The following is a 24,774-nucleotide window of genomic DNA, read 5'->3' as shown; positions in this document are numbered from 1 at the left end:
CAGGGCGCGGGGGCATGGTGTCGAACCTGATGTTATTGGTTTTGTGGGATGAATGGTGCGGGGCGCGGAGGCGGGGTTTCAATCGGGGAAAGCGGTTTTGGGGCGATTATCGAACGCAAGATTGGGCCGGGTTTTGCGATGCAGGTGATGGCCTTATCGCTGGCAAGCCAGCTCCCACAGGTTTTTGGGTTGTTCACATACCCCGGGTACACCCGAGAACCCTGTGGGAGCTGCCTTGCCAGCGATAGCAACCGCCCAGACAACACAACTTTCTGGCAGGCAACAAAAAGCCCACCAATAAGGTGGGCTCTTTGTGTTCAGCCGATGATCAGAACAACTTCATCTTCGGTGCTTCTTCTTTCTGTGGTTCGTTTTGCGCCGTCTGCGCATTCCAGCCACCACCCAATGCCTTGTACAGGTTGACCGCACTGGTCAGTTGCGCGAGGCGGTCGGTGATCAGCGCTTGTTGGGCGCTGAACAGCTGACGCTGGGCATCGAGGAAGGTCAGGTTGCTGTCGACACCGATGCGGTAACGACGCTCGGCCAGGCGGTAGTAATCCTGGTTGGCCTGTACGAAATCACGCTGCGCCTGCAATTGCTCGGTGTAGGTCTGGCGTGCGGCCAGGCCATCGGCGACTTCCTGGAAGGCCGTTTGAATGGACTTCTCGTAGTTCGCCACGCCAATGTCTTTTTGGATCTTGGCGTAGTCGAGGCTGGCGCGCAGGCTGCCGGCGTTAAAGATCGGCAGGTTGATCTGCGGCTGGAACAGCCACGTCCCCGAACCACCCTTGAACAGACCGGACAGGTCCGGGCTCAGGGTGCCCGCGTTGGCGGTCAGGCTGATGCTCGGGAAGAAAGCTGCACGGGCGGCGCCGATGTTGGCGTTGGCGGCCTTCAGGTTGTACTCGGCCTGAAGGATGTCCGGACGACGTTGCAGCAGGTCCGATGGCAGGCCCGGCGGTACGTCGCTGAGCAGGTCATCGGCCAGCGGTTTGGCCGTTTGCAGATTGGCCGGGATGCCGGTTCCGAGCAGCAGGGTCAGGCTGTTTTCGTCCTGGGCCACCTGGCGGGTGTAACGCGCCAGTTGCGCCCGAGCGTTTTCCACCGAGGTGCGCGACTGCGCCAGATCCAGCGCCGAAGCCACACCGACTTCATTGCTGCGACTGGTCAGCTTGTAGCTTTCTTCGAAGGCACCGAGGGTGTCCTGAGTCAGCTTGAGCAGTTCTTTGTCGGCCTGCCAGGTCAGATAGGCGTTGGCGACGCTGGCGACCAGACTGATCTGGGTGCTGCGGCGCGCTTCTTCAGTGGCGAAGTATTGTTGCAACGCTTGTTCGCTCAGGCTGCGCACCCGACCGAACAGGTCGAGTTCGTAGGCGCTGATGCCGACGGTGGCGGAGTACGAACTGCTGATCATCGAATCGCCGGTCTGCGACGCGCGCGCCGGCAGACGCTGACGGCTGCCGCTGCCATTGGCCGAAACCGCCGGGAACAGGTCGGCACGTTGAATGCGGTATTGAGCCGCATAAGCGTCGATGTTCAGTGCCGCGACACGCAGGTCGCGGTTGTTTTCCAGCGAGACCTGGATCAGCTGTTGCAGGGCCGGGTCATGGAAAAACTGCTTCCAGCCCTGCTCGGCAGCGGCTTGCGCCGGTGCCTGGGCCGGCGAGTACGCCGGCCCCTGCGGGTATTGGCCTGCGACCGGAGCCTCAGGCTGCTGATAGTCAGGTATCAGCGAGCAACCGCTCAGCACGAAGGCGGCGACTGCGAGGGAGAGTAGCGACTTGCTCATTGGCCAGCCTCTTTAGGAGTTTCTATGGCGTCATCCTTGTCGGCATTTTTACGCTGACCAATGGAAGACACGGTGACGAAGAACAGTGGAACCCAGAAGATCGCCAGGATCGTGGCCGTCAGCATACCGCCAATCACGCCAGTACCGATTGCATGCTGGCTGCCCGAACCGGCACCGGTCGAGATTGCCAGCGGTACAACACCGAGCACGAAGGCCAGCGAAGTCATGATGATCGGTCGCAGACGCATGCGGCAGGCTTCAATCGCCGCTTCGCGCAGACTGCGCCCTTGCTCATGCAGTTCCTTGGCGAACTCGACAATCAGAATGGCGTTTTTCGCCGCCAGACCAATGGTTGTCAACAAGCCCACCTGGAAGTACACGTCGTTGGACAGACCGCGCAGGCTGGTGGCCATCAACGCACCGATGATCCCCAGTGGAACTACGAGCATGACCGCGATCGGAATCGACCAGCTTTCATACAGCGCCGCCAGGCACAGGAACACCATCAGCAGCGACAAGGCGTACAACGCTGGTGCTTGCGAACCGGACAGACGTTCTTCATAGGACAGACCGGTCCAGGAGATACCGACACCTGAAGGAAGTTTCTTGGCAATCGCTTCGACTTCCGCCATGGCCTCACCGGTGGAGTAACCCGGCGCCGGAGCACCCAGCACTTCTACCGCTTCCACACCGTTGTAGCGTGCCAGCTTCGGCGAGCCGTAGATCCACTCGCCTTTGGCGAATGCGGAGAACGGAACCATGGTGCCGGAGGCGTTGCGCACATACCACTTCTTCAAGTCTTCCGGGCTCATGCGCGAGTCCGGCTGGCCTTGTATGTACACTTTCTTCACTCGACCACGGTCGATGAAGTCGTTGACGTAGCTACTACCCAACGCAATCGACAAGGTGTTGTTGATGTCGTTGATGGTAACGCCCAGGGCGCTGGCCTTCTCGTCATCGATTTCCAGCTGGAACTGCGGCTCGTCGTTCAAGCCGTTCGGACGCACCTGGGTCAGGACTTTGCTCTGCGCCGCCATGCCAAGGAACTGGTTGCGTGCTTCCATCAGTTTTTCGTGACCGATACCGGCACGGTCTTGCAGGAACACGTCGAAACCTGTGGCGTTACCCAACTCCAGTACTGCGGGTGGTGCGAAGGCAAACACCATCGCGTCGCGGAAACTGAAGAAGTGCTGTTGAGCACGTGCGGCCAGTTTGAACACGCTGTTATCAGCGTCTCGTTCGCCCCACGGCTTGAGCATGATGAACGCCATACCCGAGCTCTGGCCACGACCGGCGAAGTTGAAGCCGGTTACGGTGAACACCGAAGCCACCGCGTCAGCCTCACCGCCATCCTTGTTCGGACGCAGCAGGTATTCACGCATTTCATCCACGACCACCTGAGTGCGCTCTGCACTGGAGCCGGCCGGCGTCTGCACCTGGGCGAACAGAACGCCTTGGTCTTCTTCCGGCAGGAACGCGGTTGGAATGCGAGTGAATAGCCAGATCATGCCGACGACGATCAGCAGGTAAGCCAGCAAGTACGGCGCCTTGCGGGTCAGCATGTTGCCGACACCGCGTTCGTAGCTCCGCACCCCGCGGTCGAAGTTGCGGTTGAACCAGCCAAAGAAACCTTTCTTCGGCGTACCGTGCTCGCCTTTCGGAATCGGCTTGAGCATGGTCGCGCAGAGCGCCGGGGTGAAGATCAGGGCAACCAGTACCGACAGGGCCATGGCCGAAACGATTGTGATCGAGAACTGCTTGTAGATCACACCCGTGGAGCCGCTGAAGAACGCCATCGGCAGCAATACCGCCGACAGTACGAGCGCGATACCGACCAGTGCGCCCTGGATCTGGCCCATGGACTTTTTGGTCGCTTCCTTGGGCGACAAGCCTTCCTCGCTCATCACCCGCTCGACGTTTTCCACCACAACGATGGCGTCGTCCACCAGCAAGCCGATGGCCAGCACCATACCGAACATGGTCAGGGTGTTGATGCTGAAACCGGCGGCGGCGAGGATGCCGAATGTACCGAGCAATACCACCGGCACCGTCATGGTCGTAATGACCGTGGCGCGGAAGTTCTGCAGGAACAGGAACATCACCAGGAACACCAGCACCACTGCCTCGATCAGCGTGTGAACCACACCCTTGATCGATTCAGTCACCACCGGAGTGGTGTCGTACGGGAATACCACTTCCATGCCTTGCGGGAAGAATGGTTTCAGTCCGTCGATGGTGGTGCGCAAGGCCTTGGCCGTGTCGAGGGCGTTGGCACCGTTGGCCAGTTTTACCGCCAGGCCGGATGCCGGACTGCCGTTGAACTGGGCGCTGATCGCATAGTTCTCACCACCCAGGCCCACACTGGCGACGTCTTTGAGGCGGACTTGCGAGCCGTCCTTGTTGACCTTGAGCAGAATCTCTTTGAACTGCTCGGCGGTCTGCAGACGGGTCTTGCCGATGATGGTCGCGTTAAGCTGCTGGCCCTGTACGGCCGGCAAGCCGCCGAGCTGACCGGACGAGACCTGGACGTTCTGCGCCGCAATCGCGGTTTTGACGTCGACCGGGGTCAGGTTGAAGTTGTTCAACTTGGCCGGATCGAGCCAGATGCGCATCGCGTACTGGGCACCGAAGACCTGGAAGTCGCCGACACCCGCAGTACGGGAGATCGGGTCCTGCATGTTCGACACGATGTAGTTGGACAGGTCGTCCTTGCTCATGCTGCCGTCACGCGACACCACGCCGATCACCAGCAGGAAGTTCTTCACTGCCTTGGTCACGCGGATACCTTGTTGCTGCACTTCCTGCGGCAACAGCGGGGTGGCCAGGTTCAGCTTGTTCTGAACCTGTACCTGCGCGGTGTCGGAGTTGGTGCCTTGCTCGAAGGTCGCGGTGATGGTCATGCTGCCGTCGGAGTTACTTTCCGAGGACACATAACGCAAGTTGTCGATACCGTTGAGCTGTTGCTCGATCACCTGGACCACGGTGTCCTGCACGGTTTGCGCCGAGGCGCCCGGGTAGGTCACGGAGATCGCAATGGCTGGTGGCGCAATGCTCGGGTACTGGTTGATCGGCAATTTCAGGATCGAAAGTGCCCCGACCAACATGATCACCAGGGCAATTACCCAGGCGAAAATCGGACGGTCGATGAAGAATTTTGACATGGGTTACTCCCCTTTGCCGCCGGCGGCTTTATCAGCTGCCTGTGCGGGGGCCGGGTTCTTTACTCCGACGTTGGTCGCTTCGCTGGCTTTTACTTCGACACCAGGTTTGACGTATTGCAGCCCTTCGGTGATCAGACGATCGCCCGCTTTCAGGCCATCTTCGATCAGCCACTGGCTGCCTACGGTGCGGCTGGCCTTGAGCTGACGCAGTTCAACCTTGTTGTCCGGGCCGACAACCAGTGCGGTCGGGGTGCCTTTGAGGTCGCGGGTCACGCCTTGCTGTGGCGCGAGGATCGCGGCGCTGTTCACGCCGGCCTGCAACTGGGCGTGGACGAACATGCCTGGCAGCAAGGTGTGATCAGGGTTCGGGAACACGGCACGCAGGGTCACGGAACCGGTGGTCTGGTCAACCGAGACTTCGGAAAACTCCAGCTTGCCGTCGAGCTTGTATTGGCTGCCGTCCTCGAGGGTCAGCTTGACTGCGGCGGCATTGTCGCCGGCCTTTTGCAGGCGACCACTTTCCAGCTCGCGACGCAGTTCCAGCATTTCAACCGAGGATTGAGTAACGTCGACGTAGATCGGATCGAGCTGCTGGATCACAGCCATCGCGTCGGTCTGGCCGTTGTTGACCAGCGCACCTTCGGTGACCGAAGAGCGACCGATGCGACCGGAAATCGGCGCGTAGACCTTGGTGTAGCGCACGTTGATCTGTGCGGTCTGCAAGGACGCTTCCGATTCCATGCGATTGGCCACGGCAGTGTCGTATTCCTGACGGCTCACGGCTTGCTCATCGACCAATTGCTTGTAGCGGTCGGAGATCGACTTGGTCGAACGCAGGTTGGCTTCGGCGCTTTTCAGGGTCGCTTCATAAACCGACGGATCAATCTGATACAGCTGCTGGCCGGCTTTGACATCGCCGCCTTCCTTGAACAGACGCTTGAGAATGATGCCGTTGACCTGTGGTCGCACTTCAGCGATGCGGAACGCACTGGTGCGGCCCGGCAGCTCGGAGGTGAGGGTAAACGCTTGTGGTTGCAGGGTGACGACGCCGACCTGAGGAGGCGGAGCGGCCGGTGCCGCTTCTTCCTTTTTACATCCGCTGAGCAGCGATGCCAGGGCGACGGCAGTGACCAGAGCGGTAACAGCTGGCTTGAATTGCATGAAGATCCTCGGGTCAGGCGCGCAAAAAACGCACAAGAAGTGTGGAAGGGTAAAAAAATACTATCGGGTGGATAAGTAGCTTGCTAAGTAATATACTTACGTTCATGGTTGTTTGTAAACACCTTGGCCACGTACCCACCCTGTTACAAAAGTCGTTGCAAGGTTTGAAATTGTAGGCTGGGGAGCCGATTCAAGAGAGATCGACCCCCTCTTTGTTCAGCGGATGTTCAATCCATCCCTGAAATATCCTGTTTGAGGTTTTACTGCCATGGTCCGTCGTACCAAAGAAGAAGCTCAGGAAACGCGAAGCCAGATTCTCGAAGCGGCAGAGAAAGCGTTCTATGAACGGGGCGTGGCCCGCACGACTTTGGCGGATATCGCGACAATGGCCGGCGTCACGCGCGGCGCCATTTACTGGCATTTCAGCAACAAGGCCGATCTGGTGCAGGCCATGCTCGACAGCTTGCATGAGCCGCTGGATGAATTGGCCAAAGCCAGTGAAAGCGAAGATGAACTCGACCCGTTGGGCTGCATGCGCAAATTGTTGATTCATTTGTTTCATCAAGTTGCGCTGGACCCGAAGACCCGTCGCATCAACGAAATTCTGTTTCATAAGTGCGAGTTCACCGATGAAATGTGCGATCTGCGCCAGCAGCGCCGGACGGCCAGTCTCGATTGCAATCTGCGTATCGGGTTGACCCTGCGTAATGCGGTGAATCGCGGCCAGTTGCCGGAAGATCTCGACACTGTCCGTGCGGCCATCAGCATTCATGCCTATATCGATGGCCTCCTCTATGGGTGGCTATTGGCTCCGGACAGCTTCGAGTTGCACGCCGAAGCCGAGCGTTGGGTCGACACAGGGATGGACATGCTGCGGCTGAGCCCCAGCCTGCGCAAATGAACAATGTCTAATCGGCACAGCTTATGTCAATTGGCCTGCTTTCATATACGTTTGAGGTGCGGAGTTTATAGGTAGCGAGCCAGGCATTTTGTAGGGATTTTGTGTCGCTGGTGTGAACGAGTGTTGCCAATGCCCGGTAACCGCTGGCGAAAAAAAAGCCCCCGACTCTCACAAGTCGGGGGCTTTTGCGTTTTTGCGTCAAGGCTTACAGCGTTGGATAGTCGATGTAGCCAACCGGGCCTTTAGCGTAGAACGTTTCCGGGTGTGGCTCGTTCAGCGGCGCATCGGCTTTCAAGCGCGCTGGCAGATCCGGGTTGGCAATGAACGGTACACCGAACGCCACGGCGTCAGCCTTGCCGCTGGCCAGCCATGCGTTGGCGCTGTCCTTGGTGAAGCGTTCGTTGGCGATGTACGGGCCGCCGAAGGCTTCTTTGAGTTGCGGGCCGAGGCTGTCGGCGCCTTCTTTCTCGCGGGAGCAGATGAAGGCGATGCCACGCTTGCCCAGCTCACGTGCCACATAGGTGAAGGTTTCAGCCAGATTGTCGTCGCCCATGTCGTGGGAATCAGCACGTGGTGCCAGGTGCACGCCGACACGACCGGCGCCCCAGACTTCGATTGCCGCGTCAGTCACTTCCAGCAGCAAGCGGGCACGGTTTTCCAGGGAGCCGCCGTAATTGTCGGTGCGCTGGTTGGTGCTGCTTTGCAGGAACTGGTCGAGCAGGTAACCGTTGGCGCCGTGGATTTCCACGCCATCAAAACCGGCCGCCTTGGCGTTCTCGGCACCGGTGCGGTAAGCGTCAACGATCTCGGCGATTTCAGCGGTTTCCAGTGCGCGCGGGGTTGGGTAGTCGGCCATTGGACGCACCAGGCTGACGTGACCTTTGGGCTGGATAGCGCTCGGTGCGACTGGCGCTTCACCGTTCAAATACGAAGGGTGAGAGATCCGGCCCACGTGCCACAGTTGCAGGAAGATCTTGCCGCCGGCGGCGTGAATGGCTTTGGTCACGTTAGTCCAGCCACGCACCTGATCGTTCGACCAGATGCCCGGGGTGTCCGGATAGCCGACGCCCATCGGGGTCACCGAAGTGGCTTCGCTGAGAATCAGGCCGGCGGAGGCGCGTTGTACGTAGTACTCGGCCATCAGCGCGTTTGGCACACGGCCTTCGTCAGCGCGGCAGCGGGTCAGCGGGGCCATGATGATGCGGTTGGCCAGCTCGATGTCGCCCAGTTTGATCGGATCGAAAATAGTTGCCATGAAATACAACCCTCTTGGTTTAAGTGGTTAATCAGTGAGTCGCAGGGGCCAGTTCGGCATTGCCGTTCTGACGGAAAGTAATCAGGGTCACCAGCAGGGCAAGCACTGCCAGGGCAGCGGCGGCCAGAGGCACGCTGGTCAGGCCGAAGCCGTGGGCGATGACGCTGCCGCCGACCCAGGCGCCGAGGGCGTTACCGACGTTGAACGCGCCGATGTTCAGGGTCGAGACCAGGTTCGGTGCAGCTTTGCCGAAGGTCACTACGTTGATTTGCAGTGCCGGTACGGCTGCGAATGAAGCAGTGGCCCAGAGGAACAAGGTGATTTCAGTCGGGATCAGCGCGACGCTGGTCCAGCTCAACACCGTGGAAATCACCGCCATCGCCACGAACACGCCAATCAGGGTGGCAGCGAGGCGTTTGTCTGCGAGCTTGCCGCCGATGATGTTGCCGACGGTAAGACCGAGACCGATCAACAGCAGCGTCCAGGTCACGCCTTTTGGCGAGACGCCAGTGACATCGCCGAGCAGCGGGGCGACGTAGGTGAATAGGGTGAACATTGAGGCGGCGAACAGAGCGGTCATGCTCAGCGACAGCCAGATACCGGCGCCTTTGAGGGCGGCGAGTTCGGCGCGCATATCGAGCTTTTCTTCGTCACGTTTGGCCGGCAGGAAGCGGATCAGGCCGATCAGCGCGATCACACCGATCACGGTCACTGCCCAGAAGGTCGAACGCCAGCCGGCCTCCTGACCCAATGCGGTGCCCAGCGGCACGCCGAGGACGTTGGCCAGGGTCAAACCGGTAAACATCAGGGCGACTGCCGAAGCGCGTTTGTTCGGCGCCACCAGACCTGCCGCCACCACCGAACCGATACCGAAGAACGCACCGTGGCAAAGCGCGGTGACGACACGGGCGAACATCAGCACGTTGTAGTCACTGGCCATCGCACAGAGCAGGTTGCCGACAATGAAGATGCCCATCAGCGCGACCAGTGCAGCCTTGCGCGGCAATTTGGCGGTGGCCAGTGCCATGAACGGCGCACCGATGGCCACGCCCAGGGCGTAACCGGTCACCAGCCAGCCGGCGCCGGGAATCGACACACCGAGGTCGGCCGCCACATCGGGCAGCAGGCCCATGATGACGAATTCGGTGGTGCCGATGGCGAAAGCGCTCAAGGCGAGTATGAGTAGCGAGAGGGGCATCGTTTTTTCCTTGTGGGCTGGCTGACGTTAAGGGTCAGAGCTCTTTACTGAGTGTGCTGAGGAACGCCTGAATCACGTCCTCGTTACGTTTGAAAAAGTGCCATTGACCGGCCTTCTGGCTGCTGATCAGTCCGGCGCGTTGCAGGGTCGCCAAATGGGCGGACACGGTTGATTGCGACAGACCGCAGCGTTGATCGATCTGCCCGGCGCAAATGCCGTACTCGTGGTTGTGCAACTGTTCCGGGAATTCGCCTTTCGGGTCTTTCAGCCAGTTGAGGATGTCTCGCCGTACTGGGTGTGCCAGGGCTTTTATTATTTCGTCGAGGTCAAGGTTCATGGCAGGGTGCTCGGTGTGTAAAACGCTATATCGCGATGAGGCGAACTTTAAATCGCTACTTCGCGATATACCAATATGATTTTGATCTGACGACCGCACAAATCGGTATATCGGGTTATAACGATACGTTGGGTGTATTGGAACGAGGGCGCGGTGCTAAGCTGCGCCCATGAACTATCTCGCACATTTGCATCTCGGTGGCCAGCGCCCCGACCAATTACTCGGCAGTCTGTATGGCGATTTCGTCAAAGGCCGGCTGCAAGGGCAGTTTGCCCCGGAGGTCGAGGCGGGTATTCAACTGCATCGACGGATTGACGTGTTCACTGATCGCCATCCGCTGGTGGACATCGCGCTGGGGCGGTTTTCCGATACCCGTCGGCGTTATGCCGGGATCGTCCTTGATGTCTTTTTCGACCACTGTCTGGCGCGGGACTGGCGGTTGTACGCGGATCAACCGCTGGCGCAGTTCACCGCTGACGTTTATCGAGTGTTGTCCCGCGAACCGCAATTGCCCGAGCGCCTGGCGAAGATTGCGCCGCACATGGTCGCCAATGACTGGTTGGGCTCGTATCAGGAGTTTGAAGTGCTTGATCAGGTGTTGCGCGGGATCTCCCGGCGATTGAGCCGGCCAGAGGAACTGGCGGGGGCGATGCAGGAATTGCGGCGGTTGTACGAGCCGCTGAGTGAAGACTTCCGACTTTTCTACCCACAACTCCAGGACTTCGCCCAGTCTCCAGCAACCCCCTGAATCCCTGTGGGAGCTGGCTTGCCAGCGATGGCGTCAGCACATTCAACATTCGTGTCGGCTGGTCTATCGCTATCGCTGGCAAGCCAGCTCCCACAGGGGCGAGGGTGATTTCTGGATTTGTATTTCAGGCGGCGATTGCCGGGCGCATTGGGGATTGTCGGGTTTCCGGAATCGATCCAAACAACACCTTCTGCACCGCCTGCTGCGCTTCAAACGCCAGCGCCGCACGTTCCCGACCCTCGCAGGCGATCGGCTTGAGCAGATGCACTTCGACATCGCCGCAATCATTGCTGAACAGACGCATCAGGTGCGACAGCAGATCATCGTCACCAATGAACGGTGCCAACGTATCGACTTCGCCGTCACGCAGATAACGAATCGCCACCGGTTGCAGCATCACCTCTGAATCAATCGCCGCCGACAGCAAGCGACCGTGAAAGGTGCGCAGTGAACGGCCATCGGTGGTCGTGCCTTCCGGGAACATCAGCAGTGAATGATCGGTTTGCAGGTGCCGGGTCATCTGTTTGCGGATCAACTGGCTGTCGCCCGAGCCACGACGGATAAACAGGCTGCCAGCCTTGGCTGCGAGCCAACCGGCGACCGGCCAGGTGCGCACTTCGGCCTTGGACAGAAACGACAGCGGTGTGAGCATGCCCAGCAGCGGTATATCGGTCCACGACACATGATTGCTGACCCACAACATCGGCTGCTTTGGCAGTTCACCGTGGACGGTCATGCGAAAGGGCAGGGCATTGCTCAGGCGCGCCATGAAAAAGCGCGACCAGCGCTGGCGACGTTCCATCGAGTGCGCCAGGCCAATCCTCTCGAACACGCCGAACAGACTGGCCATGGTCAATCCCAGCGATACCACCAGCAGCACTCGCGCGATCCGCGCGTAAACCCGCAACCGGCTCATCACACGGCCGCCTTGAAGTGCTTGGCATAGCGCGGGCAGAGTTCGTCGCGCTTGAGCAGGATGAACACGTCGGCGACCTGGAAGTCTTCGTCCCAGCACGGCTCGCCGCAGATCTTCGCGCCCAGGCGCATATAAGCCTTGAGCAGCGGCGGCATTTCGGCGATCACGTTCGACGGAATGTCGAGGGTTGGCAGCGGTTTTTTCGGCTCGGCACGCAAGTTTTCGGTGCACAGATAACGTTCGCGCAGACGCTGCATGATCGCGTGGGCCTGTACGCCACCGTCCTGCATCGGGATGCTCGCGCACCCCATCAAATAGCTGTAGCCGCCCTCGTTCAACACTTCGGCCAATTCACCCCACAGCACTGCAATCGTCCCGCCGTTGCGGTAGGCCGGGTCGACGCAGGTGCGGCCGATTTCCAGGATCGGGCCTTGCAGATGAGCGAGGCCATGCAGGCTGAATTCTTCTTCGCTGTAGAACTTGCCAAGGCTGCTGGCGGCGGTGTGATCGAGCAATCGCGTGGTCGCGACCAGGCGACCAGTGTTCAGGTCACGCACGCCGATGTGGCTGCAGTGAACATCATAATCATCCATGTCCAGACCCAGTTCCGCGCCTTTCAGTTTGGCGTTGAACTCGCCGCTGAAGACGCTGAATCGCAGGGCCTGGGCTTGCTGCAAGGCTTCGGCGCCGATCAGGCGTTCGGCTTGCAGACGGCGTTCATTGCCGGTGTCGCTGATGCGGGCGATCTGAGTCATTTGAATCTCCGTACGGGCCTTGAACCCGTCATGGGTTGCAGCCGATCGACTTTCTTTATGCAGCCGTGTTGTGCAAAGTCAGGCTATGTAGCCCCGGTGTCATCGCCATGAACCTTTGGTGATGCTTATATGACAGCCCACAAGGAGCCTCTTATGCCCTGGCCAGATCTGTTGCAAAGCCGTGAACGATTGCCCGCCGTTGCTGACCTGGCCGAGGGTTTTGCGACGTTGTTGCAGCAGTTGGGCAACGTCACGCCGTTCGAATTGGCGGTGGCGGGCGGGCGGCGGATGGCGACGCCAGGGCTGGCGTTTCTGGTCGGTTATCAAGCGGCATTGCGCATGTTGTGGCCGAGCGCACCGCTGAGCCTCGGCGCGTTGTGTGCGACCGAACAGCGCAGCCTGCGTCCGTCCGACATGCAAACGCGGCTGACGGATTTACGCTTGAGTGGCACCAAGGATTTCGTTACCGCCGGCGATGCGGCGGACTGGCTGCTGATCGCCGCACGCAGTGAAGAGGCCGGCGCAACGCCGCGCCTGAGTCTGGCGGTGGTGTATCCCGGTGAGCCCGGTGTGACGGTGGAAAAACTGCCGGCTCTGCCGTTGATGCCCGACATCAGCCATGGCCGACTGCATCTCGATGGGGCTCTGTGCGAGTTGCTCGCGGGGGACGGCTGGGATGCTTACGTCAAACCGTTTCGCACGCTGGAAGATGTCTATGTGCTGAGCGCGATGACCGCCTGGTTGTACGGCGTGGGGCAGGACAACGACTGGCCACAGACGCTGCAACTGCGCTTGCTGGCGCTGCTGGCCGGGTGTGCGGAGATGAGTCGACAGCCGCCGAACAATCCGGCGGGGCATGTGTTGCTCGGTGGGTTGTTTGCGCAGTTTGATTCGGTCAAGACCGAGATTGACCAAGCGTTAAGCGAAGGTGATCCGGAATGGGCGCAGATGTGGCAGCGTGATCAGGCGGTGATGCAGTTGGCCTCCGGTGCCCGAGCCAAGCGCCTGGTCAAGGCTTTGGCGGTGATCTGACGGGCCCCATCGCTAGCAAGCCAGCTCTCACAGGTTTGTGTGATTGCCACAGATTGTCTGTACACCATTCACCCTGTGGGAGCTGGCTTGCCAGCGATGATGGCCTGATGAACAGCCAGGATCGCCAATTTGTCATGAGCCCCGACTACGCTCAGCAGGTTCTCCCCAAGAGCCCTCACCATGTTCAAAGGCCTGTCGCTGTTTCTGCTGCTGATCAGCTTCACCGTTCAGGCCGAATCATGGCCCGGCGAACAGTGGCCGGTTGGTCCGCAGATCACAGCGGTTGAGGATCTTCAGGCCTACGCCTTCCCACCCCGCGACGACACCACTCGCCAGGGCATTCGCACCGATGCCTTGTTGATCATTCGCGATGGCCAGATCATCTACGAACGCTACGCCGGCCCGACTAACGCGCAAACCCCACACCTGACCTGGTCGATCAGCAAAAGTCTGATGGCTGCGGTGCTTGGCGTTGCCTACGGTGAAGGCCTGTTCAAGCTCGATGATCCAGCCGTGAAGTTCTACCCGGCGCTGGAAAAACACCCGGCGATCACTATTGCCGATCTGCTGCATTGGGCCTCGGGCATCGACTGGCAGGAAGACTATGAATACGCCCCGCTGAAATCCTCGGTGGTGGCGATGCTCTACACCCGTGGTCACCAGGACATGGCGCGATTCACCGCCGATCACCACAGCTACGCCGTACCGGGGCAGGCATTCCGTTACTCCAGCGGCGACAGCAATCTGCTGGCGGCAGCGTTGAAATCCATCGTCGGCCCACAGCGATATCCAGACTATCCGTGGACAGCACTGTTCGAACCGTTGGGCATCCGCCACGCCGTGTGGGAAACCGATGCCAACGGTACGTTCGTCGCATCGTCCTATGCCTACCTGACCGCGCGGGATCTGGCGCGTGTCGGTGTGTTGATGGCCCGCGACGGACGCTGGAATGATCGGCAATTGCTGCCCAAGGAATGGCTCACCTTCAACCTGCAACCCTTCGCCGGTTACAAGGCCAATCAGGATGAAGCCGTGCCCGGCGGCCACTGGTGGCTTAATCGCCCGGCGCAAGGCGCATCGTCACCGTGGGCCGATGCGCCGCCCGATACCTTCGCCGCGCTGGGTCATTGGGGCCAGGCGCTGTACGTCATCCCCAGCGAAAAACTGGTGATCGTGCGCTACGCCGATGATCGCGACGGCAGCTACCGCCACAACGAACTGCTCAAACGTGTGCTTGCGGCGGTGCGGCCATGAAGCGGTTCTTGCTGGTGTTGCTTGTCGTGCTGCTCGGCTGGATTGCCTATGAGCGCGAGAACCTCTGGGCCTTTGCGGACATCATCAGTGCCTACACGGCTAAGGAATATTGTTCGTGCCGCTACGTCATGAACAACGATGCCGAATATTGCCGTGGCTATGTGAAACAGTGGCTACCGACCAGCGGCTTCAGCGATGACGTCGATAGCAAAACCATCACCGTCAGTGGCATGGGCCGCAGCAACAGCGCGCAATGGTTGAGTGAGCGCCAGGGCTGCCGCCTCAACCCCTGAACACACAATTGCCCTGCAAATAAAGAACCCTGTGGGAGCTGGCTTGCCAGCGAATGGCGGCGTGTCATTCAGCAAAAATTTCACCTGTGCCGGCCCAATCGCTGGCAAGCCAGCTCCCACAGGTGAAGCGTCAACAGTGGAACTTGTAGCTGTCGAAGGCTCGGGCCGCGATCGGACAATCTTTTGATCTTCGATTTGCAATAACGCCCCAGCCAGTTAATGTTCGGCTCAGGTTTATCGCCCCCACGAGTCCTCAATGTTCAACCGCTCCCTCTACAAAACCCTGTCCTGCCTGCTGCTGGCTGCCGCTGCGTTGCCGGCGCAGGCCAATTGGTACCTGGACGGCGAGTCGTCACGGCTGTCGTTTGTCAGCACGAAAAACGCCCATATCTCCGAAGTGCAGCGCTTTCTGGTGCTGCATGGCAAGGTCGATCCGAACGGTCGCGCCGAGGTCGAGGTCGAGATGGATTCGATCAACAGCGGCATCCCGCTGCGTGACGAGCGCATGCGCAAGGGGCTGTTCCAGATCGAGCAATTCCCCGACGCGACCATCACCACCCAGATCGACCTGCGCCCGATCAACGATCTGGCCCCCGGTGCGCAACTGGAATTGCGTCTGCCGCTGACCGTCACTCTGCATGGCAAGCAAAATGAGTACCCGGCCGAGCTGCTGGCAACGCGTCTTGATGACCGACGCTTCCAGGTGGTGACACTGGAGCCAGTGGTGATCAATGCCGAGGATTTCGATCTTGCCCCAGGGCTGGAAAGCCTGCGCAAACTGGCCGATTTGTCGGCCATCAGTTTGTCGGTGCCGGTGGGTGCGGTACTGATTTTCACGGCGCGCTGACATGCGCGGCGCGATCTTCCCTTGGCGTGACGGCAACCGTTTCGAGCTGTTGATCGACGGCCCGCAATTCTTCCCGCGCATGCTTGAGCAAATTGCCGGCGCCCAGGAGCAGATCGAACTTGAGCTGTACCTCGTCGAGGCTGGCGCCTGTGCCGAAACCATCGTGCAAGCGCTGGTGCTGGCCGCCGAGCGAGGTGTACGCGTGCGCTGCCTGTTCGACGACTACGGCAGCCTCGCGTTTACCCTGAACCTGCGTAAACGCTTGACGCACGCCGGGGTTGAGCTGCGCTTCTACAATCGCCTGCACTGGCGCCGTTGGGTCGGCAATTTCTATCGTGACCACCGCAAACTGCTGCTGGTTGACCAGCGGCTGGCGGTGGTCGGCGGCACGGGTGTCACCGATGAGTTCTGGACCCCGGGGCACGACACCAGCGAGTGGCACGAAGTGATGGTGGAAATCAGCGGCCCGCTGGTGCTCGACTGGCAGCTATTGTTCGACCGCCAGTGGATCGCCAACCGCCATCGCCGTGCCTGGAAGCCATCCGCGCATGTCGGCTTGCCGCGTTTGCCCAAGGTGCCGGACATGGGCGAGGGCATGGGCCGCGTGGCTTACGCCGACGCCCGCCAGCACCGCGACATTCTGCAATCACTGTTTCGCGCGCTGAACAGCGGGCAAAAACGCATCTGGATGGCCACGCCGTACTTCCTGCCGACCTGGAAAATCCGCCGATCGCTGCGCAAGGCCGCTGCCCGAGGTGTCGACGTGCGCCTGCTGTTGACCGGGCCGCGCACCGATCACCCGTCCGTGCGCTACGCCGGGCATCGCTACTACCCGCGACTGCTCAAGGCCGGCGTGCAGATCTACGAATACCAGCCGTGCTTCCTGCACCTGAAAATGGTGCTGGTGGACGATTGGGTGAGCATCGGTTCGTGCAACTTCGATCACTGGAATTTGCGCTTCAATCTGGAGGCGAATCTTGAGGCGCTCGATCCGTCGTTGACGGCAGCGGTGGTGGCGAGTTTCGAGAAGGATTTCGGCTTGAGTCAGCGGGTGAGCCTGGAGGAGTGGCAGAGGCGGCCGTTGTGGCGGCGGGTGAAACAGAGGATGTGGGGGTGGGTGGATCGGTTGGTGGTTAACATCCTCGACCGCCGCGGGTAAAACCGATTTTGAATACACCCTAAATCCAATGTGGGAGCGAGCCTGCTCGCGAAGGCGGTGTGTCAGTCAGTAATTGTTTATCTGAATGACCGCTTTCGCGAGCAGGCTCGCTCCCACAGGGTTTTGCGGTGTGCTTGCAGTTACAGCAACTCAAAGCTCTGCTGCGTCACATTCTGAGAGTCCAGACCGATCTGCACGTTGAACTTGCCGGGCTCGGCGGCGTACTTGAGTTGGGCGTTGTAGAACTTCAGCTCCTCCTCGGTGATGGTGAAGTGCACGACTTTCTGTTCGCCGGCCTTGAGCATGATTTTCTGGAAGTTCTTCAGTTCTTTCACCGGGCGAATCATCGAACCGGTAACGTCCTGAATGTACAGCTGCACCACGGTTTCGCCGTCACGCTTGCCGGTGTTCTTCACCATGACACTGGCGTCGAGCTTGCCGCTGGCATTCAGGGTGGTCGAGGACAGCGCCATGTCGCTCAGGCTGAAATCGGTATAGCTCAGGCCGTAACCGAACGGGAACAGCGGGCCCGTCGTGTCATCGAAATACTGCGAGGTGTAGTTGCCCGGTTTGCCCGGTGTGAACGGCCGGCCAATGCTCAGGTGGTTGTAGTAGGTCGGAATCTGCCCAACGGAGCGTGGGAAGGTTACCGGCAGTTTGCCCGACGGGTTGTAGTCGCCGAACAGCACGTCAGCGATGGCGTTGCCGCCCTCGGTGCCGCTGAACCAGGTTTCCAGAATCGCATCGGCCGACTGGTTCTCTTCGAGAATGGTCAGTGGGCGGCCGTTCATCAAGACCAGCACCAACGGCTTGCCGGTGGCTTTCAGCGCGCGGATCAGCTCGCGCTGTGTTTCCGGGATGTTCAGGTCGGTACGGCTGGAAGATTCGTGGGACATGCCACGGGACTCGCCTACGGCTGCGACGATCACGTCGGCATCCTTGGCGGCTTTTACCGCTTCATCGATCAGCACATTGGCCGGGCGCGGATCATCAACCACTTCCGGTGCATCGAAGTTGAGGAAGTTCAGGTAATCGAGCACCTTCTTGTCGCTGGTGATGTTCGCGCCACGGGCGTAGATCAGGTTCGATTTGTCGCCGATAAGTGCGTTCATGCCGTCGAACAGGGTCACCGATTGCGCCGGACGACCGGCGGCGGCCCAACTGCCCATCATGTCGATCGGCGCCTTGGCCAGCGGGCCGACCAGCGCGATTTTTGCAGTCTTCTTCAGTGGCAGGGTTTCGTTCTGGTTCTTCAGCAGCACCAGGCTGCGACGCGCGACGTCACGGGCGTCGGCGCGGTGCAGGCGGCTTTCGGCGTAGGTATCGGCCGGATCATCTTCAGCTTTGCCGATGCGCAGGTACGGGTCCTTGAACAGGCCCATGTCGTACTTGGCCGCAAGGACTTCACGCACAGCGTTGTCGATATGTTTCTGTTCGATCTCGCCGGATTTGAGCAGCCCTGGCAGTTCCTTGCCGTACAGGGTGTCGTTCATGCTCATGTCGATGCCGGCCTTGATCGCCAGTTTCGCCGCTTCACGACCGTCGCGAGCCACACCGTGCTTGATCAGTTCAAAGATCGCGCCATGGTCACTGACCGCCAGGCCCTTGAAACCCCAATCCCTGCGCAACAGATCGTTCATCAGCCACGTGTCAGCGGTGGCCGGAATGCCGTTGATCGAGTTCAGCGCCACCATCACACCACCGGCGCCGGCATCAATGGCGGCGCGGTACGGCGGCAGGTAATCCTGGTACATCTTCACCGGGCTCATGTCGACGGTGTTGTAGTCGCGACCGCCCTCGACCGCGCCGTACAAGGCAAAGTGCTTGACGCTGGCCATGATGCTGTCGGCCGTGTTCGGGGCGTCGCCCTGATAGGCCTTGACCATGACTCGGGCGATGCGCGAAGTGAGGTAGGTGTCCTCACCGAAACCTTCGGAACTACGGCCCCAGCGCGGGTCGCGGGAGATGTCGACCATCGGCGCGAAAGTGATGTCGAGGCTGTCGGCAGCGGCCTCTTTGGCGGCAACGCGCCCGGAGCGACCGATGGCGTCCATGTCCCAACTCGAAGCCAGGGCTAGCGGAATCGGGAAAATCGTACGGTGACCGTGGATCACGTCGTACGCGAAAAACATCGGAATCTTCAGGCGACTGCGCATGGCAGCGTCCTGCATCGGACGGTTTTCCGCGCGGGTGATCGAGTTGAACGTGCCGCCGATGTTGCCGGTGGCGATCTCCTTGCGGATCAGCTCGCGGGGCATTTCCGGGCCGATGCTGATCAGGCGCAACTGGCCGATCTTTTCGTCGAGGGTCATTTGCTTCATCAGGTTGCTGATGAAGGCGTCCTTGTTTTCCAGAGGTACCGAGGTCTCAGCGGCCAATACTTGATGACTGGCCAGACTGACGAACAGGCCCAGCAAACACAGCTTCTTCATGAATATTTTTCTCAAGGGCACAAACGGCAATGCAATGCCGGCCAGCCAAAATTTAGGGAGCGACTATTGTTGTTCGGGTGCGGGCGCAAAAACGCCAAGCCAAAAAAACACCGTTGACCGCAGGCAGCTCGACCGCGCAGGCACTTTTTAGCCCATTGACCGGTCGCAATCCAGTGGCGCGGCCGATTATGCCCCAACCACCGGCTGAGAAGGTTTCGCGCTCGGCTTTTTAATGAAATGTGTCAGGGAGCATCACTGCAATGAATGTAAGTCCAACCTATCGCTCGCGTTTGCAGGTCGCCACATTGTTGATGCTGGCGACTTTGCTGACCGCGTGTGGCATCAATAACATCCCGACCCTCGACGAACAGGCCAAGGCCGCGTGGGGGCAGGTGCAGAACCAGTATCAGCGCCGCGCTGACCTGATCCCCAATCTGGTGGAAACGGTGAAGGGCTACGCCGCCCACGAAAAGGAAACCCTGACCGCAGTGATCGAAGCCCGGGCGAAAGCCACGTCGATTCAGGTTGATGCCAGTACCCTCGACAATCCCGAGAAGCTCAAGCAGTACCAGCAGGCGCAGGATCAATTGAGCGGCGCATTGAGCCGTTTGATGGTGGTGTCCGAGCGTTATCCGGATCTGAAGGCCAATCAGAACTTCCTCGCCCTGCAATCGCAGCTCGAAGGCACGGAAAACCGCATCGCCGTGGCACGACGCGATTTCATTCTGGCGGTGCAGAAGTACAACACCGAGATCCGCACTTTTCCCGGTCGCCTCTGGCACAGCGTGATGTACAGCGACCTGCCGATGCGCGAAACCTTCGAAGCCACCACGCCCGGTGCGGAAAAGGCCCCGCAAGTGAAGTTCTGATTCGAGGTTGCCCATGCGTGTGTTGAAAATAGGCCTGGTGCTGATGCTGTGGATGTTCGCCGTCAGCGCCCGGGCCGAGTTGACGTTCCCGGCGCTGAGCGGGCGCGTGGTGGACGAGGCGCAGATGATCGAGCCATCGGTGCGCGCGCAATTGAGCCAACAGTTGCAGGCCCACGAACAGGCGAGCGGTGAGCAATTGGTCGTGGTCACGCTGCCCGATCTGCAAGGCACCACCATCGAGGATTATGGCGTCCAGCTCGGTCGTCATTGGGCCATAGGGCAAAAGGACAAGAATAACGGCGCGCTGCTGATCGTTGCCCGTGACGAGCGCAAATTGCGCATCGAAGTCGGTTATGGCCTGGAAGACCGGCTGACCGATGCGCAAACCTCGGTGATCATCCATCAAGTCATCACGCCCGCGTTCAAGACCGGCAATTTCAGCAAAGGCATCAGCGACGGCGTGGCGGCGATGCTGGTTGTGCTGGGCGGCAATCCGCTGGACGAACCGTCGACGGTGTATGAGTCCAGCGGGGACCCGCAGAGCGATTTCATCTCGCGCCATCCGACGTTGTTCGTTTTTTTGGTGATGTTGTTCATCCTGACGGTGTTTGTCTGCCAGATGCTCGGTATCCTGCCCACCGGCCGTGGCGGCTCCGGTGGCGGCGGAGGGTTTGGCGGTGGCGGCGGATTTGGTGGCGGCGGTGGCGGTGGGGGCTTCAGCGGCGGCGGGGGCAGTTTCGGCGGCGGTGGTTCGTCCGGCGGCTGGTGACATTAAAAGAATAATGAGCAGGCACTTTTTGACATGGCATTACTGACTGAACACGAACAACGCAAAGTCGCCGAGGCGATCGCACGGGTCGAGCGCGACACCGATGCCGAACTGGTGACAGTGCTGGCGGCTCGCGCCGATGACTACGCATACATCCCGCTGCTGTGGGCGAGCCTGCTGGCGCTGGTGGTGCCGGGCGTCGTGCATTATCTGACCGGCTGGCTGACCCTGCGCAGCCTGTTGCTGGTGCAGTGGGGCCTGTTCATTGTGCTGTGCCTGCTGTTTCGCCTGCCGAAGATCACCACACATCTGGTGCCACGCCGTGTACGACACTGGCGTGCATCGAACCTGGCGCGGCGACAGTTTCTCGAACAGAACCTGCATCACACCGTGGGCAGCACCGGCATGCTGATTTTCGTCTGCGAGGCCGAGCGCTATGTGGAGATTCTGGTGGATGAGGGGATATCGAAGCGGTTGGGCAATGAAAGCTGGGATGTGATTGTCGCCGCGTTTACTGAGCAGGTACGGCAGGGGCGCACGCTTGAGGGGTTTGTCACTTGCATCGAGGCGTGCGGGGAATTGCTCAAGGTGCATGTGCCGGTGACGCAGGTGCGCAATGAGTTGCCGAACCGGTTGGTGGTGTTGGCCTGAGAAGGATTGTCTGACTTGAAATCCAGCCCCTCACCCCAGCCCTCTCCCAATGGGAGAGGGGGAAAGGGAGCCGATATTTGTTGGTTTCAAAACCTGAGTTCGGCTCGATAATTCAGGTCGGCGTAGCTTGAGATAACACCTCGGTCAGTTCCCTCTACCTCTGGGAGAGGGCCAGGGTGAGGGCCTCATTTAAAACCGTTCGGTAAATAAGAGCGTGTCCCCAACCCCCATCCCCCCTAAAATACCCGCCATTCCCGATTCGCCCCCCCCGAGGCCGCTTGTTCATGTCCGTTACCGCCCCCTCCGCGCCATCAGCCAAACCCGCGCCGGACCACCACGCCCAGTTCATCGAGTTGCTGCAAACCAGCCTCGAGCAGAACGGTTTCATCAAACTGGTGCTGGCCAAATACGTCGGTGAAGAAGCGGACTTGCAGCGCGTCATCATCAAACCGGTGACCGTTAAAGCTCAGCCCTGCCTGTCGTTCGTGTATCGCTACAAAACCCGCGACATCACCAAGAACCTGCCATTGAGCGAAGGCGTTGCGAGCATTGCCGCGCTGCTGCCGGCCTCGTTCAAAAATGCGCACTTGCTGACGCTGGCTGACGAAGCTCAGCTCGAATACAGCAAAAAGGGCAAAACTTCGCTGTTCAAGAGCCAGCCTCAGCAATTGCGCGAGGCACCGTCGGCCGAGCACAACCGCGAGAAAAACCGTTTTCTGGACCTGAACCGGCCGTTTCTCAGGGACCTGGGCGTGACCAACGCCCAGCACGAGCTGATCCCGGCGATGTCGCGCAAGTGGAAGCAGATCAACAAGTTCATCGAAGTCTTCAGCCATGCCCTGACATCGTCACCGCTGGCGCTGGACAAACCGGTGCGGGTCGCGGATTTCGGTTCGGGCAAGGGCTACCTGACGTTCGCCATCCACGACTACCTGCGTAATACCTTGAAAGCCGAGGGCGAAGTCACGGGCGTCGAGTTGCGTGAAGAAATGGTCAGCCTGTGCAACGCCGCAGCGGCCAAACTCGATCATCCGGGCCTGGTCTTCAAATGCGGTGATGTGCGCAGCGTGGCGCCGAGCGAACTGGACGTGATGATCGCCCTGCATGCCTGCGATATCGCCACCGACTACGCGATCCACACCGGCATCCGTTCGGGCGCGTCGATCATCATGTGCTCGCCGTGCTGCCACAAACAGATCCGCCTGCAGATCCAGAGCCCGGCGCTGCTCAAGCCGATGCTGCAATACGGTTTGCACCTCGGTCAGCAGGCGGAAATGGTCACTGACAGCCTGCGCGCGCTGTTCCTTGAAGCCTGTGGTTACGAGACCAAAGTGTTCGAGTTCATCTCGCTGGATCACACCAACAAGAACAAGATGATTCTGGCAGTGAAACGCGCCGAGCCGGTGGACCCGGCTCAGCTGTTGGTGAAAATCCAGGAGTTGAAGGCGTTCTACCACATCAGCGAGCACTGCCTGGAAACCTTGCTGCGCGCTGATGGCTACCTGGCCTGAATCGCAACTCCGCTGCGCGCCCACGGTTGTCTGGCTTGACTCGTAACCTGTAGGAGCTGCGGCACGCTGCGATCTTTTGATCTTGTTGCTACAAAACCAGAGTCAAAAGATCGCAGCCTGCGGCAGCTCCTACAGGTGTTCGTGTACAAACTGCCTGGCGCGTCAGGCGTAGTAGCCGGTTGTTACCCGCCCCGACAGATAAGGTCTACCTTCAATACTCCCAAGCATTTCCCAGAGGAGTACTCCCCATGGCCGCGAAAAAAATCCTGATGCTGGTCGGCGATTACGTCGAAGACTACGAAGTGATGGTGCCGTTCCAGGCCCTGCAAATGGTCGGGCACACCGTCCACGCGGTCTGCCCGGACAAAACCGCAGGCCAGACCGTGCGCACCGCGATCCATGACTTCGAAGGTGACCAGACCTACAGCGAAAAACCCGGTCACCTGTTCGCGCTGAATTTCGATTTCGCCAGTGCCAGTGAGGCCGATTACGACGCGCTGGTGATCCCTGGCGGTCGTGCTCCGGAATACCTGCGTCTGAACGAAAAAGTCCTGGATCTAGTGCGTGCCTTCGACAAGTCCGGCAAACCGATTGCAGCGGTGTGCCACGGCGCGCAGTTGCTGGCAGCGGCGGGCGTTCTTGAAGGTCGCGAGTGCAGCGCCTATCCGGCCTGCGCGCCTGAAGTGCGACTGGCGGGCGGCACGTACATCGACATTCCAGTGACGGACGGCCACGTTCAAGGCAATCTGGCGACTGCTCCGGCCTGGCCGGCGCATCCGAACTGGCTGGCCGGTTTCCTCGGTTTGCTGGGCACCCAAATCACCCTGTAACGAGGTTTCGTCCATGTGCGAGCTCTACGTCAAGGCCGACCCGATCCTCTATGAATCGCGCTCTCGCTCGCTGCGTATCTGCGGGGTGGTGACGACGTTGCGCCTGGAGAATCAGTTCTGGGACATCCTCGGCGAAATCGCCGAGATCGACGGCATGACCACCAATCAACTGATCGCCAAGCTGTATGAAGAGGTGATGGATTACCGCGGTGAGGTGGTCAATTTTGCTTCGTTCTTGCGGGTGAGTTGCACGCGGTATCTGAGTCAGCGGCGGGTGGATTCGCCGCCATTGTCGGTGGTGCGGGCGGTGGTGAAATAACTCATGCCGAGTCGCTGCCATCGCTGGCAAGCCAGCTTCCACAGGTTCTGTGTGCGGTACAAGGATTTTGTGAACGACCCGGACTCTGTGGGAGCTGGCTTGCCAGCGATGGCGTCAGTACAGGCGACAGAAGCCTGAGGTTGGTCTTTACTCTGAAGCGCGAAAACCTCTCAACCGCCAAGGAGAAACGAGCATGTCCGGATGGTACGAAGTGAGTAAAAGCAGCAACGGCCAGTTCAGGTTTGTACTCAAGGCTGCCAACGCCGAAACCATTCTCACCAGCGAGCTCTACACCACCCGCGCAGCAGCCGACGGCGGCATTGCGTCAGTGCAGACCAACAGTCCGCTGGATGAGCGCTACGAGAAAAAGTCCACCAAGGATGGTCATCCGTATTTCAATCTAAAAGCGGCCAATCATCAGGTCATCGGCAACAGCGAGGCCTACTCCTCGGATGCGGCGTGTGACAAAGGCATTGCCAGCGTCAAGGCCAATGGCCCGACGAAGACCATCAAGGACAAGACCCTGCCGGTCCTCTGATTCCACTTTCCAACCCAATACAAATTCCTGTGGGAGCTGGCAAGCCAGC

General features: G+C 59.8%; 23 protein-coding genes. 14 read left to right on the top strand and 9 right to left on the bottom strand.

Features of this window, described 5'->3' with window-relative positions:
- Nucleotides 1-328: 328 nt before the first annotated feature.
- From emhC to emhA, 3 genes are read right to left on the bottom strand one after another with little or no spacing between them, the layout of a single operon-like run.
- Entirely contained in the window at nt 329-1,789 is a 1,461-nt protein-coding gene (gene emhC, locus AB4P92_RS08730; protein WP_047300039.1) for an efflux RND transporter outer membrane subunit EmhC, read from the bottom strand.
- The gene (emhB, locus tag AB4P92_RS08725) at nt 1,786-4,950 is read right to left on the bottom strand and encodes an efflux RND transporter permease subunit EmhB (protein ID WP_042558016.1); all 3,165 of its coding nucleotides are present in this window, start codon (nt 4,948-4,950) and stop codon (nt 1,786-1,788) included. Before emhB ends, emhC begins: the two co-directional genes overlap by 4 nt.
- Before the next feature lie 3 nt (nt 4,951-4,953).
- Nucleotides 4,954-6,111 (bottom strand): efflux RND transporter periplasmic adaptor subunit EmhA, encoded by a 1,158-nt coding sequence (gene emhA, locus AB4P92_RS08720; RefSeq protein WP_042558017.1) that lies wholly within the window; start codon nt 6,109-6,111, stop codon nt 4,954-4,956.
- Nucleotides 6,112-6,379: 268 nt separating this feature from the next.
- Here emhA and emhR point away from each other — a divergent pair, with 268 nt between their 5' ends.
- Nucleotides 6,380-7,012, top strand: a complete 633-nt coding sequence (gene emhR, locus AB4P92_RS08715) for an efflux system transcriptional repressor EmhR (protein ID WP_042558018.1) — start codon at nt 6,380-6,382, stop codon at nt 7,010-7,012.
- A gap of 205 nt (nt 7,013-7,217) precedes the next feature.
- On the opposite strand, the gene AB4P92_RS08710 is transcribed toward emhR, so the two are convergent.
- Genes AB4P92_RS08710 through AB4P92_RS08700 form a run of 3 tightly spaced genes read right to left on the bottom strand, consistent with a single transcriptional unit; the run spans nt 7,218 to nt 9,802 of the window.
- On the bottom strand, nt 7,218-8,267 hold the full coding sequence (locus tag AB4P92_RS08710; protein ID WP_042558019.1) for an alkene reductase: 1,050 nt from the start codon (nt 8,265-8,267) through the stop codon (nt 7,218-7,220).
- A 31-nt stretch (nt 8,268-8,298) separates the two neighbouring features.
- Entirely contained in the window at nt 8,299-9,465 is a 1,167-nt protein-coding gene (locus tag AB4P92_RS08705; RefSeq protein ID WP_047300040.1) for an MFS transporter, read from the bottom strand.
- A 34-nt stretch (nt 9,466-9,499) separates the two neighbouring features.
- The gene (locus AB4P92_RS08700; protein ID WP_016771327.1) at nt 9,500-9,802 is read right to left on the bottom strand and encodes a helix-turn-helix transcriptional regulator; all 303 of its coding nucleotides are present in this window, start codon (nt 9,800-9,802) and stop codon (nt 9,500-9,502) included.
- Between the two features lie 169 nt (nt 9,803-9,971).
- On the opposite strand from AB4P92_RS08700, the gene AB4P92_RS08695 reads away from it, so the two are divergent.
- Nucleotides 9,972-10,550 carry an ACP phosphodiesterase gene (locus tag AB4P92_RS08695; protein ID WP_042558021.1) on the top strand — a complete coding sequence of 193 codons (579 nt, stop codon included), beginning with the start codon at nt 9,972-9,974 and terminating at the stop codon, nt 10,548-10,550.
- 124 nt (nt 10,551-10,674) lie between these two features.
- Here the strand turns inward: AB4P92_RS08695 and AB4P92_RS08690 are convergent, their stop codons facing one another.
- Both AB4P92_RS08690 and olsB read right to left on the bottom strand, forming a co-directional pair.
- Nucleotides 10,675-11,466, bottom strand: coding sequence for a 1-acyl-sn-glycerol-3-phosphate acyltransferase (locus AB4P92_RS08690; RefSeq protein ID WP_042558022.1), 792 nt, complete (start codon nt 11,464-11,466; stop codon nt 10,675-10,677).
- Nucleotides 11,466-12,221 carry an L-ornithine N(alpha)-acyltransferase gene (gene olsB, locus AB4P92_RS08685; RefSeq protein WP_042558023.1) on the bottom strand — a complete coding sequence of 252 codons (756 nt, stop codon included), beginning with the start codon at nt 12,219-12,221 and terminating at the stop codon, nt 11,466-11,468. Before olsB ends, AB4P92_RS08690 begins: the two co-directional genes overlap by 1 nt.
- A 153-nt stretch (nt 12,222-12,374) precedes the next feature.
- Here olsB and AB4P92_RS08680 point away from each other — a divergent pair, with 153 nt between their 5' ends.
- From AB4P92_RS08680 to AB4P92_RS08660, 5 genes are all read left to right on the top strand, one after another.
- Nucleotides 12,375-13,253 (top strand): acyl-CoA dehydrogenase, encoded by an 879-nt coding sequence (locus AB4P92_RS08680; RefSeq protein ID WP_395599247.1) that lies wholly within the window; start codon nt 12,375-12,377, stop codon nt 13,251-13,253.
- Between the two features lie 180 nt (nt 13,254-13,433).
- Nucleotides 13,434-14,507 (top strand): serine hydrolase, encoded by a 1,074-nt coding sequence (locus AB4P92_RS08675; RefSeq protein ID WP_042558025.1) that lies wholly within the window; start codon nt 13,434-13,436, stop codon nt 14,505-14,507.
- Nucleotides 14,504-14,800, top strand: coding sequence for an amidase (locus AB4P92_RS08670; RefSeq protein WP_395599246.1), 297 nt, complete (start codon nt 14,504-14,506; stop codon nt 14,798-14,800). Before AB4P92_RS08675 ends, AB4P92_RS08670 begins: the two co-directional genes overlap by 4 nt.
- A gap of 256 nt (nt 14,801-15,056) precedes the next feature.
- On the top strand, nt 15,057-15,647 hold the full coding sequence (locus tag AB4P92_RS08665; RefSeq protein ID WP_395599245.1) for a YceI family protein: 591 nt from the start codon (nt 15,057-15,059) through the stop codon (nt 15,645-15,647).
- A 1-nt stretch (nt 15,648) separates the two neighbouring features.
- Nucleotides 15,649-16,806 (top strand): phosphatidylserine/phosphatidylglycerophosphate/cardiolipin synthase family protein, encoded by a 1,158-nt coding sequence (locus AB4P92_RS08660; protein WP_042558028.1) that lies wholly within the window; start codon nt 15,649-15,651, stop codon nt 16,804-16,806.
- A 140-nt stretch (nt 16,807-16,946) separates the two neighbouring features.
- Here AB4P92_RS08660 and bglX read toward each other — a convergent pair whose 3' ends face one another.
- Complete coding sequence (gene bglX / locus AB4P92_RS08655) at nt 16,947-19,238, bottom strand: beta-glucosidase BglX (RefSeq protein ID WP_047300046.1); 2,292 nt, start codon at nt 19,236-19,238, stop codon at nt 16,947-16,949.
- Nucleotides 19,239-19,498: 260 nt separating this feature from the next.
- Between bglX and AB4P92_RS08650 the strand changes: the two genes are divergently transcribed.
- The 7 genes from AB4P92_RS08650 (at nt 19,499) to AB4P92_RS08620 (ending at nt 24,725) form a co-directional block, all read left to right on the top strand.
- The gene (locus tag AB4P92_RS08650) at nt 19,499-20,107 is read left to right on the top strand and encodes a LemA family protein (RefSeq protein ID WP_042558030.1); all 609 of its coding nucleotides are present in this window, start codon (nt 19,499-19,501) and stop codon (nt 20,105-20,107) included.
- Between the two features lie 13 nt (nt 20,108-20,120).
- The gene (locus tag AB4P92_RS08645) at nt 20,121-20,876 is read left to right on the top strand and encodes a YgcG family protein (protein ID WP_047300047.1); all 756 of its coding nucleotides are present in this window, start codon (nt 20,121-20,123) and stop codon (nt 20,874-20,876) included.
- Nucleotides 20,877-20,909: 33 nt separating this feature from the next.
- Nucleotides 20,910-21,527: a TPM domain-containing protein gene (locus AB4P92_RS08640; protein ID WP_047300048.1), complete on the top strand. Its 618-nt coding sequence runs from the start codon at nt 20,910-20,912 to the stop codon at nt 21,525-21,527.
- A 284-nt stretch (nt 21,528-21,811) separates the two neighbouring features.
- A complete protein-coding gene (locus tag AB4P92_RS08635; protein ID WP_395599244.1) occupies nt 21,812-23,038 on the top strand; it encodes a class I SAM-dependent methyltransferase in 1,227 nt (408 codons plus the stop codon).
- A 248-nt stretch (nt 23,039-23,286) separates the two neighbouring features.
- Entirely contained in the window at nt 23,287-23,868 is a 582-nt protein-coding gene (locus AB4P92_RS08630; RefSeq protein ID WP_042558033.1) for a DJ-1/PfpI family protein, read from the top strand.
- A gap of 13 nt (nt 23,869-23,881) precedes the next feature.
- Nucleotides 23,882-24,187 carry a ribbon-helix-helix domain-containing protein gene (locus AB4P92_RS08625; protein WP_115147660.1) on the top strand — a complete coding sequence of 102 codons (306 nt, stop codon included), beginning with the start codon at nt 23,882-23,884 and terminating at the stop codon, nt 24,185-24,187.
- A 193-nt stretch (nt 24,188-24,380) separates the two neighbouring features.
- Nucleotides 24,381-24,725, top strand: a complete 345-nt coding sequence (locus AB4P92_RS08620) for a YegP family protein (protein ID WP_261735181.1) — start codon at nt 24,381-24,383, stop codon at nt 24,723-24,725.
- Nucleotides 24,726-24,774: the final 49 nt, after the last annotated feature.

The organism is Pseudomonas sp. A0308 (assembly GCF_044218815.1).
In the GTDB taxonomy this organism is placed as follows: Bacteria; Pseudomonadota; Gammaproteobacteria; order Pseudomonadales; family Pseudomonadaceae; genus Aquipseudomonas; species Aquipseudomonas iridis.
This window is presented reverse-complemented; position numbering and strand designations above follow the sequence as displayed.